Raw genomic sequence first — 15,473 nt, 5'->3', positions numbered from 1 at the left:
AAGTCACTGACATTGTGTGGTTTCAAGCTTCAAAAACTTAAATCACGCGTGTTGCAGTTTTGTTAATTTAGCGGTAGGGTTTTTATTCCAATAACAACTTATCCCTACATAACAATAAGAGAGTTCGCATGGAAGCACTATTATCTGACTACCCGGTAGTAACAGAAATCCCTGTCGCTTGGGGAGAAATGGACGCACTCAATCACGTTAACAACGCTGTATATTTTCGCTATTTCGAAACCGCTCGCTTAGATTTTTTCAAGCACGTCGAGCTGATGGAAGAGATGGCGATTACCAAAGTTGGTCCTGTTCTTGGTGACACTTACTGTAAGTATTTCCGCCCAGTCACGTATCCAGATACCTTGATGGTCGGCTCACGTGTTACCGATATTCAAGATGACCGATTCACCATGGAATACGCGATTGTCAGTAAGGCTCAACAGAAACTGACGACCGTTGGCACTGCGACTATCGTGATGTTTGATTTTGCTTCGAACCAGAAAGCCCTGCTCTCGCTGCGCTTAATCAATGAAATCGAAAAGATGAACACGTTGAAAAGCCCATGCTTCAAACAAGAAGCCGTGACAGAATAACGTATTCGTTGGTTGAGAAAGATTCAGAAAGTTTCAGACATTAAAAAGGCCACTCGATTGAGTGGCCTTTTGTTTATTGGTTCAGAGTGCTTGCGTTATAAACCTTGAACGCTCTTTGCGTTAGAAGCTATAAGCCTTACAGCCCATAGACATTGAACCCTATAAACCTTGTACGCTATAGACCTTGCACGTACTGAGCATTAGTTCGAACTTCAACCATCTGCTCTAGGTTCTGTTGTGAACCTTCAACGCCGTTCAGTAGCGCTTCGAAATGCTTGATAAGCTCAACTTTGTCTTTCACTTCTTTAGAACCTGCACCGATGTTGGTTAGGTCAATGAAGAACTCGTCGAACAGACCAGAGAAGTCAGTTACTGCGTCGTGGTTCAAGAACTGCTCGTGGTTGTAAATGCTTGGGTAGCCACCCTTCTGTTTATCAACCGCAAAAGAGATGCCTTTCACGTTGGTAATCGTGGTCGCTTTCTCACACTTCAACATACAACCTGCTTCGATGCTTGGCTTGTTACAACCCACGGTTCTTTGGAAGAAACACTGACGGCTGGTCATCATCAAGATTGGGTGGTAAATGCTGTAGAACAGTTTGAAGTTCTCTGGGCGACGAATATGACGAATCTGACCTTTGTTGATCTCGTTCGAAATGAATGCGCCTGCACAGTTCAGCTCTTCTTTCAGAGTAACCAGTGCGTGAGAGTTGGTCGTGTTCATGAACGGGCCTGCAACCCACTCAATACCCATCTCGTAAGCTTTGTAAGCAATACCCGTGTTGTTGGTTACGATGCGAGCTGGCTTGATCTCTTCAAGAATACGAACCGCTTCGTCGTAATCTTTACCGATCAATACCGCTGGGAACCAAGGAATCAAACGTGGGTTTGCTGCCAAGATGTCGATGTACTTGTTACAACGCTTCTTGAAGCTTTCTGGAAGTTTGAAGTAAACATCCGCGTCAGTCACGTCACACAGGTGTAAGTCTTCTACATCGGCGATAAGCATCGACATAGTCGGCTTCTCGTTCACTTTAGGGTGCTGAGGCAGTGCTGGCACTTCAACGTGCTTAATCACTTCCACAGAGCCGTTCAGAATGAAGTCGATCTCGTCTTTTAGGTCTGAAACTTCTTTTAGAGGAATCAACAAGCCTGCATCCACTTCACTGAAGTCGTGGCTTTCTAGCGTGTGAACTGCACTCTTCACGTTTTTGAAGCGCTTCTCAAGTAGCTCTTGAGTAATCGCCTTCTCTTCAACCGCTTTCAATAGCGATTTAGATTGAAGAGTAAAGTTCTCTTTTGGCGTGTTCACAGTCACCGTAAATGGTTGACCCTCTTTTGCGCTGAACGACAGTGCTACTGGTGTCTTACGAATATCAAGGAACTCGATCTTGTCACGCATTTCGTTACCAAGAACGTCTTTCGCTTGGTGAAGTTCGTTGGTCACTTCTTGAATTTGTACTACTGAGATTTCGTTGTTCTGCTCCGTCGCTTTCTCAACAGCGTAGTTCATGCTGTTGTCGCGCGGGTTATCGATGAACATGTCTTTCGTTAGGTTGCCCTTTAGGAAAGAGTTGGTGAAATCACGGTTGAATACTTTGTGCAGGTTCGAATCGTCTTCTATCAACAAACCACTTTCCACAAAGCTATCAATCTGTTTACGCCATGTGTCTACCACGGTGTAAACGTAGTGTGCGCCTTTAATGCGGCCTTCTACTTTCAGTGAGTCGACTTTCGCGTCAACCAATTCAGGTAGGTCGTAGTATGCTGAGTTATCTTTCAGGTTGAGTGGGAACTTGTTGCCCGCGTTGGTGATTTCGTATTCATCACGACACGCTTGGCTACAACGACCACGGTTACCTGAGTTACCCACACTTACTGAGCTTGAGTAACATTGACCAGAGAATGCGATACACAGAGCGCCGTGTACGAACACTTCGGTTAATACGTCGTGATCGTGTGCTACTTCCGTCAGCATCTTGATTTCAGGCAAGTTCAACTCACGAGATAAGTTAACGCGCGTTGCGCCAATCTTAGACAAGAATTTAATCTGGCCTTCGTTGTGCGTTGTTAACTGAGTCGATGCGTGAACGTCTAACGATGGGAAATGCTTCTTCACTAGGTTGAACAAACCTAAGTCTTGAACAATGATGCCGTCCACTTTGGTGTTCACAAGCTGGTTCAGCAGTTTGGTGATGCTCTTAGTCTCGTGCTCCAGTAGCACAACGTTAAGAGTCAGGAACACTTCACAGCCGTATTCATGAGCAAGGCGAATCACACCATTCAATTCGTCTAACGACAGGTTAGAGGCTCTGTTACGAGCGTTGAATGTGTCTAAACCACAATAAACTGCATTAGCACCCGCTACGATGGCGGCTTTTATCGCTTCTACATCGCCACCTGGGGCTAATAACTCAATTTTTCTGCTCATTTTTGAAGTCGCTCACTTACTTATAATTTTTAAGCCGCGTATTCTACCCACATCACGATCTCTTTACCACCGTACAACACTTTTCAAACTAAATGACCTCAATAATGCCGAACGAATCCGATCTACCTATCCTTTATTCTTTACGCCGTTGCCCTTATGCAATGCGCGGACGAATGGGCATCGCACTATCACAGCAAAAAGTGTTACTTCGAGAAATCGTTACCAAAGACAAGCCTAGCGAACTATTGGCCAGTTCGCCAAAAGGAACAGTGCCTGTATTGGTGTTACCCAATGGACAAGTCATTGAACAGAGCTTGGATGTGATGAACTGGTCACTTCAACAAAACGATCCTCAAGATCTTCTGCGTTCAAGCAATCCAACGCTTAGCGAACAAGTTCAGCAGCTCATTAAAACCAACGATGAAGAATTTATTGGTCACTTAGAAAGGTATCGTGCATCGGTTCGTTACCGAAACATCGATGTTGAACAACGCCGACAAGCCTGCGAAACCTTCATTAAGCAGTTAGAAGTGCGACTTACCGATCAGCCCTACTTTTTTGGAGAAAGCCCAAGCTTGGCCGATTTTGCGGTGATGCCTTTTGTCAGCCAGTTTGTGCGGGTCGAAAAGAAGTGGTTTGTGCAATCTGAATACCAAAACGTAGGACGTTGGTTAAGAGCGCACTTGGAAAGTAAGCTCTACACCCAAGTCATGAAGCAATACCCTTTGTGGAATGAAACCAAGCAAGATTGTGTTTTTGGATAACTTAAGAGAATTTTGGGTGACTTAAGGGTATCTAGGGTGATCTAGGGGAATTCTGGAATAGATAATTCCTAGGTATTAAAGTAGTTACGTGACACTTTATCTTCTTTGTAAAGAACAGATATTCAAAGGCTTAACTGGGATTCCGTTGTCTCTTTACCGGTAACGACTGTCTCTTAACTGGCAAACACAGTCTAAGCTAAGCCTTTTGTTCATTTTAACCTGATCACTGAATCGCTATCGAAATCTCGACTTCAGTTTCACCTTTGTATAGTTCAAAATCTGTCGTGTAAGTTCTCACATGTGGGCAGTCAGCAGCGCTGAAATACGCCCACACTTCACCCCATAGGTCGATCACTGCTTGAGGGAGTTCACCTTCAGCAGAAAACGTTAAGTATTTGCCTGCTTGTATTTCGGTTTCGACAAGCGCATCTAAATTGTTATCGGTGAGTGCGTTAGTACAAGCGATAACATCAAATTCACCCGTAAAGTCAGACTCGTAATTGGTGTACACACCATACACTTTTGAATCCGGCGTTAATTTTGGAAACGCTTGGTCAAAAAAGCCCTGCCACAATTGGCCTATCTTGGCTTTGGCTGGGTCAATCTCATCGGTATTAGTGGTTCTTACTGAAAAACCATACGCCTTTGCGGCTTCAATCGTTTCTACTTTCATTCATTTTATTCCTAAGCCAATTGACGATCTAACTGTATTGAATCCAATGTTTTGTAAAATAACGCGACTAATCTTGTATCTCTTTATGGCCACACTTTTCACAGACAAGGTGACGAGAAAACTCATCCATTGACGCGATAAACGGGCCAAGGAACCAACCTTTTATCATGCCTGCCCAAAACTCGCTTCGCTTTTGGTTAGGTTTGTCTGCAAACGCACTCGTCTTTCTGACCAACACAACAACATGTTGTGTGTCTTCTCTGCACGCGGTGCAATAGCATTGTTCTATGGTGTTATTCATTTGAAAGCCTATGACGTTTTGAATGAAACATGCTGAAAGTGAGGGTTGTCGACACAGACATCCAATGTCGCTATTTGAGTTAATACGACAAGTTGTTGCTCGCCTTGAGTACTGACTTTAATGCACTCTTCACGGCTATCATTGCGTTGAGTATCTAATCCGACACATTCAATCTGCTCGCCAGATTTCAGCGTTAATTTGATTGGGTATCGGTGCATACACACAATCTCAATATAATCGTAATCGTTGCAACTAATCATAATACCCTTCCAATTCATCCACCACGCTAATGCGACATGCCATACTATTCAATATCTTTACAATCAATAAGTTACTCGTATCACAATCGCATTGCCATAATCAGATTATTGAGTAATTTGTTAAATTTAATCTCGTTCTCACCATTCACATTTCATCTGTGAACGACAATTTAAGGCTTCAAGAATCCTTTCCAATAATGGTACAAACCACCAATGTCTGAAGAACACATCAACGACATTGCGCCTTTGATCTGTTCTTCGCTCCACTCCCACCATTTCATTTCTAACAACTGAGCAATCTCAGTGTCATCGAATCGATAACGGATATGGCGAGCAGGGTTTGAACCGACAATCGAGTATGGCGCGACATCTTTGGTCACAACCGCTCTACTCGCGATAATCGCCCCGTCACCAACCTTAACACCACTCATGATCATCGCTTCTGTGCCAATCCACACATCATTACCAATCACAGTATCGCCAGAGCGTTCAAAGCCGTCGATCGCACCTTCAAACTTCTCGTCGTCTTGATAGAAAAACGGGAAAGTGCTGACCCACTGATTTTGGTGGCCTTGGTTTCCCGCCATCATAAATACGGCACCTGAACCAATCGAGCAATAGCTGCCAATGATCAGCTTATCGATGTCGGTTCTATCCGGTAATAGGTAACGCGCACAGTCATCAAAGCTGTGGTTATGGTAGTAACCCGAGTAATAGCTGTGCTCGCCCACAATTATGTTTGGGTTGGTCACTTGCTCTTTAAGTGACTTTCCAACAAACGGGCTTTCAAAATAGTTTTTCATGTTTGTACTCTTAGTTTCGTTCTTTTAGTTGGGTACTTTTGTTGCGTGTTTATGGTTTTAACAGGTTTATCTTAGTGTAAATGCCAACGTGCCCTAACGACCGCCTGCAATATCAATAAACGAACCGGTTACATACGACGCTTCGTCTGATAATAACCATGCGATAGAGTTAGCCACCTCTTCTGGTGTGCCACCTCGTTGTAACGGTAGCTGCGAAGCTAGTCTGTCTACGCGATCAGGCTCTCCGCCATCTGCGTGCATCTCAGTATAAATACAACCAGGCCTTACGCCATTCACTCGGATATTACGTGAAGCCAATTCAAGCGATAAGCCTTTGGTGAGTGAATCCATCGCACCTTTCGATGCTGCGTAATCCACGTACTCAAACGGTGCGCCCGTTCGCGAAGCAGCAGACGATACATTCACAATAGAACCCGTACCGTCAGCTTGTTTAATAAAGGCTTTACTGCAAAGGAAGCAGCTTGATACGTTCGATTTCATCACCTTTTCAAAGCGATCCAATTCGATGTCAACCAAAGGTGACTGAGTAAACAAAATCCCGGCATTATTGACCAAGTGAGTCACTGGACCTAGCTTGTTACGAGCAATCTCGAATAAGGATTTCACGTCCGATTCAACAGACACATCCGCACGCACGCTTATCGCGGTTCCGCCTTGTTCACGAATCTCGTCTACTAGATCTTCAGCTCGCGACTCATTGTGTATGAAGTTAACGCATACAGCATAGCCTTTACTGGCCAACAATTTAGACGTTGCTGCGCCAATGCCTCGGCTTCCGCCGGTTACAACCACTACCTTGCTCAATGAAACCTCCTAATGTTTACTTATTCTGTGCAACCTGATTGTTCGTGACAAACTGATCGTATCGATACAAACTAATTGTTCGATACGATCTGAACCCACTGCGATCGCCACGCCGGCGCTTCGAATGGTTCTGGCCAAAACTCAGTTTGCTTTTGAATTAAACCATCAACAACCGTGTGAAAGGTGATCACTCGGTCTTTCAGCACACTGTCAGTAACTGAAATGTCCGTGACTACCGTATCACCTTCACAGACAATCGAATTGAGCGTGAACTCCCAAACACCATTGGCTGGATATTCAGAGTTGATTGCCGTGAAGTTGTGGCGGCCTACCGTCAATTCAGACGACTGAGGCCAATAGCCTTCAAAATCTGCGGCTAGCCATTCGCTTGCCTTGGCAAAATCATTACTGCGCATTGCATCCCAAAAACCTAATACCACTTGTTTTGGTGTCATTATTCTTCCTTAAAGTCATTCAGGTGTGGTGATTTTTAAATGTCTGCTTCGTTATGCGTACTTGCTAATGATCGTTAAAAGATCATCGACATTGTTGGCAATATAATCGGGCTTGGTTTGCCAATTTTCAGGTTTCGATCGGCTATAACCTGCTGCAACGGCAATCACTTTTGCGTTTTTACCCAGCGCGGCTTCAATATTGCGAGCAAACTGTGTGTCCGCTTCATGGTCACCGATGTACATCAAACAAAGCTCGTTAGTCGGATCGGCGCCAAATATGTTCTCGACACATTTCACACCACCAAATGGATGGGGTTTTTGGTTGCCGCTCGAAACATCGTCATAACCCACTACCGATTTAAACAAATCACCAATGCCATAGCTGTCGAGCACACCACGAATATTCAATTGAGAGTTTTGAGAGCAGATCCCATGAGGAAGATGAGCAAACTGATTAACCACGGTTTCCATTCCTTCAAACAAGGCAACGGCTGTTTGGTTTTTCTCTTGATGCTCTGCCCACATTCCACCAGCGATCAACATTTCATCGTGTGATAAACCGTAATAATCGACATATAAGGCTTGCCAGTTTTTAGCCCCGTGGTTGGCTTCATGATAAAGCGCTTCGCTGAGCAAATATTTAGGTAAGTTATCACCTGACAAGTGTGGCGCGACTAAAGAGATAATATCTTTTGTGATTGCGATATTCTTTGGAACGGAATTGACTATGGTTCCATCGTAATCCCACAGGATGGCATCTAACTTCATACACTATCTCTTTGTTTCGATTAGTAATTTGAATTTATCACTCATAAGCCTATTTAGGGCAATTTTATTGTCTTGAATTTCGAAATTTGTCGAATAGAAGCAAAGCTAGAGAACAAACCGTTACTAGCAAACAAAAACCAAACAGTGTTTGCTCACATCACTGCTTTATCAATTGCAATATATGCGTATAATCCCTGCTCCATTGCGCTATCGCCGTTAAAAATAGCGCCATTCAACATTTTTAATGAGTACCCAATGTCGAAACTATTTTTCAAAGGCCGTATCGAAACAAGACAGAACCACGTTCTTGCTGGCTACAACGTAAACCGCGATGTGAAAGCGGGTACTGAAGAATCTCCAATCGCAGTAATGGTTCAAACTGAAGCGCGCAAAGCAGAAGTTGAAGCACTAGCCGCTGAAAATACTATCTTCGTTACTGTTACAGTCGACGCAGACAAAGAAGAGAACACCATCGAGCTTGATACTCTACTGAACAAGCCAAAAACGATGACGTTTGAAAAGACCCCTAACCGTAACGATCCGTGTTCTTGCGGCAGCGGTAAAAAATACAAGAAGTGTTGTGCATAAGCGCTTTGACTTGAAGAATTTAAAAACGGACCGGTAGCAATATCGGTCCGTTTTTTTATACGCTAAGCAAGCTTATTCAGCGTAAGACAAATTATTAGGCGTCAGACAAACTGAAGCCACTAAATTTGGCGAAATTAGGCGTCGCCTTACTGCCACTGAACGTATAAAGCATCACACCCTGTTCACTGCCTACTAACGAATCAAACGTGATCACTTCCTGCCATTGTTGTTTTTCTAACGGGCGGAAATGAGCGCTGACTTTTCCGCCTTGTTTGACGAGCTTTACCGACACACTAGATTCACTAAACAACAGACGTTCCTTGATCTGTGGCTGACCATTTTGTTCTACAACGAACACCAATGAACGCTCGCCCATGAACATCTCTTTGCTCACTTTAATGTAGTTGTCGTTATCCCAGTAAATACCTAACCCAGCTTGTTCAAATGCGAGGTTTGGATCTAATTGAACCGTCACTTCTGTGCTGTAATCCGAGCTAGATACTGGATGAACGAAGATATTATCAACATCAGCTGAACCCGCACCAAAGATATTGCCCTCTTGCACTTGCATCGTCAGCACGCCGTTTTCCAAAGACCGATGTTCCGGATTTTCATTTCTGATTTGCCAGTTAACGAGGTTATTCATGTTATTAGTCCTTGCTGCTAGATCATGCGTTGACGGAGTTGGTAAAACACATTGTCGAGTTCATCGGGATTTTGCTTTTGAATGCGATTAAGCTCTCTTTGTACAGAATCGTACATAAGTTGGTTATCCATGTCTTTCAATGCGGCGTAGTAATGAATGCGACGTCCCAAGATAAAGTTATTCTGGTCATTCTCACTCATCATATTGAAACGGTCTATTGTCGCTAAGAACTTCGCTTTATCCTGTGGCAGCTGTCCGTTCAGTTCCATCAACAAATTAATACCGTGATAGTTACCATAGTTGCCCGTCACGCGGTTTAGTTTACTGATCAATTGATATTGTTCTTCAAGCATTTCACGTTCGCTAAGTGGCGTGAACTCTCCATTCTGCACCAGTTCATCCAATTCGGTTCCAGGCTTCACAGCAAGCGACAGAATGCGTATTTCATCTGGGTTGATTTGGTTAAGTAAGGCCGCCGTTTCTTCAACATGCTGCGCCGAATATTCTTTACCACCCAAGCCAAGGATAATGAAGGTCATCATCTTCATACCCGCTTGCTTCGCGTATTCGGTCGATTTCAAAATAGATTTCGGAGTAATGCCTTTTTTCATCAATTTGAGAACATCAATAGAACCCGATTCCATACCGCAATAAAGCATGTTGAGCCCTGCATCACAGATGGCTTTCATCTCTTCAGGCGACTTCTTAGTCATGCTTTGCGCTCGTCCATAAGAGCTGATCTGCTTTAACTCTGGGAAGGCTTGTTTGAGTGTATTCAACACATCCAGCAAGTCTTCGGTATCCATAGTGAATGAATCACCGTCTTGCAGAAAACAGGTCTCAAATTTACGGTTCTTATAGAATGCTTTCGCAGCCCAAATGTCTTTCTTAATCTCTTCAACGGGACGAATTGCAAACTCCATCCCCTCAAACAGCGTACAGAATTTACATTTGTTCCAAGGACAACCTTGGGTGGTGCGAATCAATAAGCTATCCGCTTCTGAAGGTGGACGAATATGCCCTTGTTGGAACTGATACTGTGTCATTTGAATGCCCAATAATTAACTATTCGCATAGGCTACTAGAAGTTCATTCAATGAAAAACACGGTACAATTTGAATTATTATCAAATGAAAACGGATAATTAAAGAAGAAGAATGTTGAAGTATTAAGTAGGTTAAAGGCTAATCAAGGTTGTCCGGTGTACGTAAATTGGTTCCACACTTTGTACATTTATAGTCACCGTTTCCGCCACTTGAAGCTAGCGACGATAAAATCATTCCAAGCAACCCTGGCTTCTTTTCATGTTGTGGCGCTTTTTCGGCTTGGTTACTGAACATAGTGTACTTGTGCAGTGTCAGTTCCTTACAGTTACTACAGAACGCTCTCGTCTTCTCACTTCCATACATAATATCTATCTCCTTAACTCAAAGCACAAACTAAACATATGGCAAATATGCCACACGTAGAGTTAAATCTAAATATTTTCATGAAGTTATGAGTAAGTAAGAGCGTTTTAAAGAAAAGTAAACTCTCGACTGTTAAGTGAAGTGTTGGTGAACAAAGTTATTCAATTCAGTCACGCTTCTGATGATGTAAACCTCTTTCTCTTTAGCGCGCAATTCTAACTGCGCTCTAAAGTCGTCATTCCAAAATTTAGGACACAGTTGTAGTGTCTTATAGCTTTGTATCGTGCCTTTTATCACTGAGCTTCCAGCAGGCCAGCCTTCAGGTTTAACAAATAAACCTTTGAGCATTCTCTTGGTTACAAACCAGTAGCTAGTTGAATAAGGAATGTCGATATAAACCAAGGTATCAGCTGCATCTAAACGTGTGTTGAACGAGCCTAGAGGGCCAAAACCATCGATGATCCAGCTTTCTGACTTAAATATGCTCTCATGAGCCTCCTCAAATACTTCACGTTCAACAAACTCTGCGTTGGCCTTGTAAACAATAGAGTCCAACTGGTGAAGCTCTATCCCTGTAGCTAGTGCTAACGCCTTGCTGACTGTGGACTTTCCACTCCCAGGCTTACCAAAAACCGCGATCTTTTTCATATGACTTCCTCTATTCAGATAAAACCCATAAGACAGCGACAAAAAACCCACCTTACGGGTGGGTTCGATAAACAAAGCGCATCAACAATCCCACCATTCTTATGGAATGATGATAATTCGTTGGTTAGATGGCGCTAAATTCAGTTTCATAAAACTACTTTTATATATTGTTGCTTAGTTGTCAATGCAGCCAAACGTTGATTGGGAAGCTATATCCTCGTCAAGTCGCACCCATTAATAGTCTTAATGAGTGCTAATTGGTCTTGGTTATTTCGCTTTCTTTTTCGCCACTGTCGCTTCTGATAGCTTGCTTAGTACACCCGATACTTTCTTAACGACCTCGTCACAGCCATTGATCGCGTGACGCTCTACCAAGTAATTAGGATCGTTGTAAGACAACCATACTTTCTTATTTGAATCTTCAGTGACTAACACCTTCTGCGGTAAATCTATCGCGACTTCTTGAGCACATTGCATTAATGGTGTCCCTACTTTCGGGTTACCAAAGATGATGACTTCCGTTGGTCTCAATTCAAGATCGACCTTACTCGCGTTTTTCTGATGGTCAATTCGCGCAAACAATGTCAAACCTTTGCTTATAGCGAGTTCTTCAAAGCGGTCAGCGGTCTCTTTCACTGAGTAATTACTTTGGTATTTAATCAAACCATCAGAAGCCGCAGCTAAAAATGATGCAGAGAGTAAAATGGCGCATAGTGGTAGTAATTTTTTCATCGTCACCTCAGAGATTTAACCTAATCAAACTTACATTCATAGCGCCACTTCTAAAATCAGCGACGTAACCCATGTCAGTATAGACGCGATTCGATTCTCAGTTTGCAGAGAGGATCACTTTTCTAATGCGTCTTATTATCATCAGTTTAGGTGGGGATTTTTTCAAAAGTTAAACACACGATCAGTGCCACGATTTGGTTCCACATTTCTCACATTGGTATTCGTAATCACTGTCGACATAAAAACCGGGAACTTTATGGTCACCTCTAAACAATAACGTCATCAGGTACTCCATCAACACGCCTAGCTTCCATTGCTTCTTTTCAGATTCAGCGTCCGCTTTTGATTCAGCATCGGAAGCGCTAACAGCAAGGTGCGGGGTAAGTGCGTCGCACTGCTCACAGTGATAAGGGTGTTTAATATACTTATTATCAAGCATTTATATAAGCCAACTGATATTTATAAATTTGATGCATACTAACAACTTATCACTCGGTTCTCGAACTTATTGTTGTCCACTAGAGTTTTATTAGAAAGAAATGAGACACAAGGTAAGTGCCATGCATCTTGAATCAGTTACCATCGAGATCTCCCTCATTGAAAAGCTAAAGCTATTCTTACGCTAAGGTATGAAATTAACTTTTACTTTAATAGCCCTTTTTCCGCAGCACCTTCAAGTTGCACTTCTAGCTCTTTCCATAAGGCACGACTGCCTTTAGAAATACGCTCGCCATTGAAGGTCAGTACTTTGTCTTTGGATATGTTGTGCTTCTTCCAGCTGTGACCACCACCATGGATGTTATGAAGCAAAGGCGGCACTCTATCGATCGCCTTACAAAATCTAGCTTCTGGTGACTCACCGGCTTCGAACTCAAGCCATAAATCCAAATACTCGCTTGTTGAATGGCTCGGCAATGATTTCAGCAACCGCTCGACGCAGTTTCTCTCTTTGAGCTTGTTTTCTTCGGTTTCACTGGCATAAATGATGGTGTCTCCGGCATCGATTTCCCCAAGATCATGAATCAGCAGCATCTTCATTACTCGCGTAATATCGATTTCTTCATTGGCATAGTCTTTCAACATGAGTGCGCTCAAACAGACGTGCCAACTGTGCTCAGCGGAGTTTTCATATCGATCCAATCCAACCGGTTTTGTCTGTCGATGAACATCCTTTAATTGTTCAATCTCGACCATGAATTGCAGAATGCCTTTGATTTCTTCCACGATGAGCTTCCTTAACTTAAGTTGATGATTTAGCGGTGCGGAGGGTTAACCTAACGAAAGAGAAGCGTTACTCCCAATGAACCGACATTTTGTAATACGCAACACCCGATGGTTGTGGGCTAAGCTTATCTACCTGTTAGCCATAGGGTGTTCAGGATTTAACTGAAGCAGATCCCACAAGTTACCGTAAAGATCTTCAAACACAGCAACGGTGCCGTAGCCTTGCTCTTTAGGCTCTCGGACAAAGTTAATGCCCAAAGACGTCATACGTTCGTAATCACGCCAGAAGTCATCGGTGTTTAAGAATAGGAATACGCGTCCACCAGCTTGGTTGCCGATGAAATCGAGTTGCTCTGGCTTGGAAGCTCTAGCAAGTAACAGGCTCACACCGGTTGAATTTGGTGGAGCAACAACAACCCAGCGCTTATCTTCTTCTGGCAGATACGTGTCTTCGATGAGATCAAACTTAAGCTTGTTTACATAGAAATCAAGCGCTTCATCGTAGTCTTTTACCACGAGTGCAATGTGGACAATATTCTGTTTCATAACATACCTTGTTGGGGTTTTAGCTGCGTGGAATGATGCCATGAAGCAGGTAAAGACACTAGGTGTCGCATCATAAATCGTAGTATCTCGTCCGTCACAATCTAAAAGGTATACATCATTTATAACTGCCAGAATCCGAGCTCGACGCCACCTTGAATGACAATGGCACACATCCCGTGACGTGGTAACTCCATTGGCGGCACCGCAACTTCGGCGCCTAGTTTCTCGGCTGCAGTTACTGCAGACTGAATATCCTCAACCAACGTGTAATGACGAACAGTTGGTTCTTCAGTTTCACGAAGCGGTGCTCGAATGCCAATTACCCCGCCATTAGATAGCTTTGCAGTGCGCGCCCCACCAAGGTTCACATCTGCACCACTGAATTTCACGTTGTAGAGCTGAGCGTATGTTGCACAAACGACATCGACCTCTGGGGTAACCACTTCAAGATATTGAACCTTCATCAAATTTCCTTCTCGTGTTCTTTAAGACTCTCAACCTGCATACAGCTGTGCAGGTGTTTCTCATCAATAATTTATTACTAAGCAATTCGACCGCGCATGATAAATTGCGGGCCTGCTGCGCCACCTAAATACTGTTGATTGATATCTTCGAAGCCGCCTTTCTTATAACAGTTGAATGCTGCCGGATTTTTGCAATTCACAGTTAAGTAAATCGACTGATACGCTGAGTAATTCGCTTTTAAATACGGAAACAAAGCCTTCACCGTGCCTGTTCCTAAACCTTTACCTTGCTGGTTTTTATCAAGCACAAAAGCTCTCAAGCCAATGCTTCCTTCAGGGCAGAATTCGTAGTGCTCTGCGTAAGCGATATCCAGCTTAAAGAAACCCACAACTTCGTTATCAGACTTAATCACGTGCAAGTGCGTCGTTTCACTGCCGTCTAATAAAAACTCTGCAGCTGTACCAGCGAACTTAACCTGTTCATCGGCGAGTTGGATGGCCTGAACTAACGCCACATGTGAATCTTCAAGCCTTTCGATAGTTATCATTGTTGTTCCTTCTGTATAGCACCCACGAAGAACCGACTAGAGCTCATCGCTAGTGTCTCGAGAACCGTATTTTGGGAAGTTGATATTAAGAACGTTATCGTCCTCAAGAGTGAATAGAACACTTCCATTCTCTACACCGGTTTCGTTCCTATCTGAACAACCTAGAAACAACTCCCAATCAAACGAATATTGAAGTCGGTATTGATTCGCATTGATGTGTAGAACGTCTTTGATTTTGATACCGTTCACCACATGTGCCATATCATCGATGTATGACAGATCAGGAATTAATTTTTCTTCGAATTCACGTTTATGCTCGGTTAAGAAATTGAGCAGTTCAGAACATAACTCGGAGCCATGAACCAATGGTTTAGACAGACTAGAAAACAACATTTCTAAATACTCCAGGATTGTTTTGATATTGGGCGGATGCCTGCGAATCTGTTACAAATTCAATCTCAATCGGAAACGGTAACTTCAAATTCCGACACTACATTAGAGTTTTGGATGTTTTGATACCAACTTTTTACGTCTTCAACCAGCAAGTGCATCATGTAATTGTGACAGTGCGCAGGTTCATAAAAGTTTTGCAGAAGGAACGCACAACTGCCGTGTCGTAGATAGGCGATATCGTGAAATTCAGACTTCACTTCAAAGCCGATTGACTGGTAAAAACGCTTGGATAAATCGAAGTCTTTCGCGGGTACGAAAGACTTAATCTCTGAGACTTTGAGGTTTTCCATCCTACATCCTTATAGTGTTGATGTTCTTGTGCTGACACGCTTAACGCTTTAA

22 protein-coding genes and 1 pseudogene are annotated in these 15,473 nt (G+C 43.2%); 3 read left to right on the top strand and 20 right to left on the bottom strand.

Annotated features, from left to right (window positions below):
- The first annotated feature begins 128 nt into the window (after positions 1 to 128).
- A complete protein-coding gene (locus AB4167_RS17125; RefSeq protein ID WP_372136800.1) occupies positions 129 to 593 on the top strand; it encodes an acyl-CoA thioesterase in 465 nt (154 codons plus the stop codon).
- A 175-nt stretch (positions 594 to 768) separates the two neighbouring features.
- Here the strand turns inward: AB4167_RS17125 and AB4167_RS17120 are convergent, their stop codons facing one another.
- Positions 769 to 3,024: a peptidase U32 family protein gene (locus AB4167_RS17120; RefSeq protein ID WP_102319786.1), complete on the bottom strand. Its 2,256-nt coding sequence runs from the start codon at positions 3,022 to 3,024 to the stop codon at positions 769 to 771.
- A gap of 173 nt (positions 3,025 to 3,197) precedes the next feature.
- Between AB4167_RS17120 and AB4167_RS17115 the strand changes: the two genes are divergently transcribed.
- Positions 3,198 to 3,788, top strand: coding sequence for a glutathione S-transferase (locus AB4167_RS17115; protein WP_372136834.1), 591 nt, complete (start codon positions 3,198 to 3,200; stop codon positions 3,786 to 3,788).
- Between the two features lie 223 nt (positions 3,789 to 4,011).
- On the opposite strand, the gene AB4167_RS17110 is transcribed toward AB4167_RS17115, so the two are convergent.
- From AB4167_RS17110 to AB4167_RS17080, 7 genes are all read right to left on the bottom strand, one after another.
- Entirely contained in the window at positions 4,012 to 4,461 is a 450-nt protein-coding gene (locus AB4167_RS17110; protein ID WP_372136799.1) for a GyrI-like domain-containing protein, read from the bottom strand.
- A gap of 67 nt (positions 4,462 to 4,528) precedes the next feature.
- A complete protein-coding gene (locus tag AB4167_RS17105; protein WP_004733848.1) occupies positions 4,529 to 4,762 on the bottom strand; it encodes a hypothetical protein in 234 nt (77 codons plus the stop codon).
- A gap of 8 nt (positions 4,763 to 4,770) precedes the next feature.
- Positions 4,771 to 5,022 carry a Rho-binding antiterminator gene (locus AB4167_RS17100; RefSeq protein ID WP_017068339.1) on the bottom strand — a complete coding sequence of 84 codons (252 nt, stop codon included), beginning with the start codon at positions 5,020 to 5,022 and terminating at the stop codon, positions 4,771 to 4,773.
- 170 nt (positions 5,023 to 5,192) lie between these two features.
- On the bottom strand, positions 5,193 to 5,825 hold the full coding sequence (gene catB, locus AB4167_RS17095; protein WP_372136798.1) for a type B chloramphenicol O-acetyltransferase: 633 nt from the start codon (positions 5,823 to 5,825) through the stop codon (positions 5,193 to 5,195).
- Between the two features lie 93 nt (positions 5,826 to 5,918).
- Positions 5,919 to 6,650: a glucose 1-dehydrogenase gene (locus AB4167_RS17090; protein WP_372136797.1), complete on the bottom strand. Its 732-nt coding sequence runs from the start codon at positions 6,648 to 6,650 to the stop codon at positions 5,919 to 5,921.
- Positions 6,651 to 6,721: 71 nt separating this feature from the next.
- The gene (locus tag AB4167_RS17085) at positions 6,722 to 7,105 is read right to left on the bottom strand and encodes a nuclear transport factor 2 family protein (RefSeq protein ID WP_102428711.1); all 384 of its coding nucleotides are present in this window, start codon (positions 7,103 to 7,105) and stop codon (positions 6,722 to 6,724) included.
- A 51-nt stretch (positions 7,106 to 7,156) separates the two neighbouring features.
- Positions 7,157 to 7,873, bottom strand: coding sequence for an HAD family hydrolase (locus AB4167_RS17080; RefSeq protein ID WP_372136796.1), 717 nt, complete (start codon positions 7,871 to 7,873; stop codon positions 7,157 to 7,159).
- A gap of 255 nt (positions 7,874 to 8,128) precedes the next feature.
- Here AB4167_RS17080 and AB4167_RS17075 point away from each other — a divergent pair, with 255 nt between their 5' ends.
- Complete coding sequence (locus AB4167_RS17075) at positions 8,129 to 8,461, top strand: PBPRA1643 family SWIM/SEC-C metal-binding motif protein (protein ID WP_017068336.1); 333 nt, start codon at positions 8,129 to 8,131, stop codon at positions 8,459 to 8,461.
- Positions 8,462 to 8,555: 94 nt separating this feature from the next.
- Here AB4167_RS17075 and AB4167_RS17070 read toward each other — a convergent pair whose 3' ends face one another.
- The 12 genes and pseudogenes from AB4167_RS17070 to AB4167_RS17015 all read right to left on the bottom strand — a co-directional run.
- Positions 8,556 to 9,107, bottom strand: a complete 552-nt coding sequence (locus AB4167_RS17070) for a DUF1349 domain-containing protein (RefSeq protein ID WP_017061809.1) — start codon at positions 9,105 to 9,107, stop codon at positions 8,556 to 8,558.
- Between the two features lie 17 nt (positions 9,108 to 9,124).
- On the bottom strand, positions 9,125 to 10,153 hold the full coding sequence (locus AB4167_RS17065) for a radical SAM protein (RefSeq protein WP_017061808.1): 1,029 nt from the start codon (positions 10,151 to 10,153) through the stop codon (positions 9,125 to 9,127).
- A gap of 138 nt (positions 10,154 to 10,291) precedes the next feature.
- Positions 10,292 to 10,516: a hypothetical protein gene (locus tag AB4167_RS17060; protein ID WP_017061807.1), complete on the bottom strand. Its 225-nt coding sequence runs from the start codon at positions 10,514 to 10,516 to the stop codon at positions 10,292 to 10,294.
- A 132-nt stretch (positions 10,517 to 10,648) separates the two neighbouring features.
- The gene (locus AB4167_RS17055; protein WP_136982722.1) at positions 10,649 to 11,164 is read right to left on the bottom strand and encodes an adenylate kinase; all 516 of its coding nucleotides are present in this window, start codon (positions 11,162 to 11,164) and stop codon (positions 10,649 to 10,651) included.
- A gap of 267 nt (positions 11,165 to 11,431) precedes the next feature.
- The gene (locus tag AB4167_RS17050) at positions 11,432 to 11,896 is read right to left on the bottom strand and encodes a DUF302 domain-containing protein (RefSeq protein WP_017061805.1); all 465 of its coding nucleotides are present in this window, start codon (positions 11,894 to 11,896) and stop codon (positions 11,432 to 11,434) included.
- A 181-nt stretch (positions 11,897 to 12,077) separates the two neighbouring features.
- The gene (locus AB4167_RS17045; RefSeq protein ID WP_372133812.1) at positions 12,078 to 12,335 is read right to left on the bottom strand and encodes a hypothetical protein; all 258 of its coding nucleotides are present in this window, start codon (positions 12,333 to 12,335) and stop codon (positions 12,078 to 12,080) included.
- Positions 12,336 to 12,538: 203 nt separating this feature from the next.
- Positions 12,539 to 13,120, bottom strand: a complete 582-nt coding sequence (locus AB4167_RS17040) for an HD domain-containing protein (RefSeq protein WP_017063928.1) — start codon at positions 13,118 to 13,120, stop codon at positions 12,539 to 12,541.
- A gap of 129 nt (positions 13,121 to 13,249) precedes the next feature.
- On the bottom strand, positions 13,250 to 13,666 hold the full coding sequence (locus AB4167_RS17035) for a VOC family protein (RefSeq protein ID WP_017061801.1): 417 nt from the start codon (positions 13,664 to 13,666) through the stop codon (positions 13,250 to 13,252).
- A gap of 119 nt (positions 13,667 to 13,785) precedes the next feature.
- The gene (locus AB4167_RS17030; RefSeq protein ID WP_017061800.1) at positions 13,786 to 14,130 is read right to left on the bottom strand and encodes a VOC family protein; all 345 of its coding nucleotides are present in this window, start codon (positions 14,128 to 14,130) and stop codon (positions 13,786 to 13,788) included.
- Positions 14,131 to 14,207: 77 nt separating this feature from the next.
- Positions 14,208 to 14,678, bottom strand: coding sequence for a GNAT family N-acetyltransferase (locus AB4167_RS17025; protein ID WP_372136795.1), 471 nt, complete (start codon positions 14,676 to 14,678; stop codon positions 14,208 to 14,210).
- A 36-nt stretch (positions 14,679 to 14,714) separates the two neighbouring features.
- Positions 14,715 to 15,071, bottom strand: coding sequence for a hypothetical protein (locus AB4167_RS17020; protein WP_136982724.1), 357 nt, complete (start codon positions 15,069 to 15,071; stop codon positions 14,715 to 14,717).
- Positions 15,072 to 15,139: 68 nt separating this feature from the next.
- Positions 15,140 to 15,421: pseudogene (locus AB4167_RS17015) on the bottom strand (glyoxalase); the annotation flags it as partial.
- Between the last annotated feature and the right edge of the window lie 52 nt (positions 15,422 to 15,473).

Origin of the sequence: Vibrio sp. 10N.286.49.E11 (assembly GCF_041469505.1) — a bacterium.
GTDB classification, from domain to species: Bacteria; Pseudomonadota; Gammaproteobacteria; order Enterobacterales; family Vibrionaceae; genus Vibrio; species Vibrio crassostreae_C.
The sequence above is the reverse complement of the archived record's forward strand: the minus strand, read 5'-3'. Positions and strand labels throughout refer to the sequence as shown.